Origin of the sequence: Bradyrhizobium sp. 23 (assembly GCF_023073295.1) — a bacterium.
In the GTDB taxonomy this organism is placed as follows: Bacteria; Pseudomonadota; Alphaproteobacteria; order Rhizobiales; family Xanthobacteraceae; genus Bradyrhizobium; species Bradyrhizobium canariense_D.
Window position 1 is genome coordinate 64,122 of the sequence record NZ_JADPJF010000037.1, and the last position, 532, is coordinate 64,653.

1 pseudogene is annotated in these 532 nt (G+C 66.5%); it reads right to left on the reverse strand.

The window, feature by feature from the left end:
- Window positions 1-104 precede the first annotated feature (104 nt).
- Window positions 105-532 (reverse strand): annotated as a pseudogene (locus tag IVB32_RS06250) (YgcG family protein); the annotation flags it as partial.

Here is a 532-nt window from a genome sequence, read left to right on the forward strand (position 1 = left end):
TTGATCGCCTGCTCGATGCGGCCGAGCACGCCCTTCGGGAACACCTGCTTGGCACGCCAATGGTGCTGGAGCAGATGCCGGGTGATGCGCCTGATGCTCATGACCTACCAGCTCCCCGAGGCGCCGCCGCCGCCAAAACTGCCGCCACCACCGCTGAAGCCGCCGCTCGACGACGACCCGCTGCTCCAGCCGCCGGATGACGAGCCGCTCGACCACGAGCCACGACGCGAGGACCCCGTGCCCGATCCCGCCCCAAACAGATCGGCGATAAACGTCAGGACAGCGCCGAGCACACCGACGCCCAGTCCGATGACCGCTGAGCCGATCACGAACCAGGCGAGGACACCAACGATCGCTCCCGTTATTCCCGAACCGAACAGCCGCCCGAACATGGAGCGCAGGATGCCTCCGATGACCAGCGGGCCGAACAGCAGGAAGTAGAAAAGCGGCTCGACGTCGTTCCAATCGCCGAAATTCACGCTGCGCGAGGGCGTCGGCAGCGGCTCGCCGTCGATGACGCGGATCATGCGGT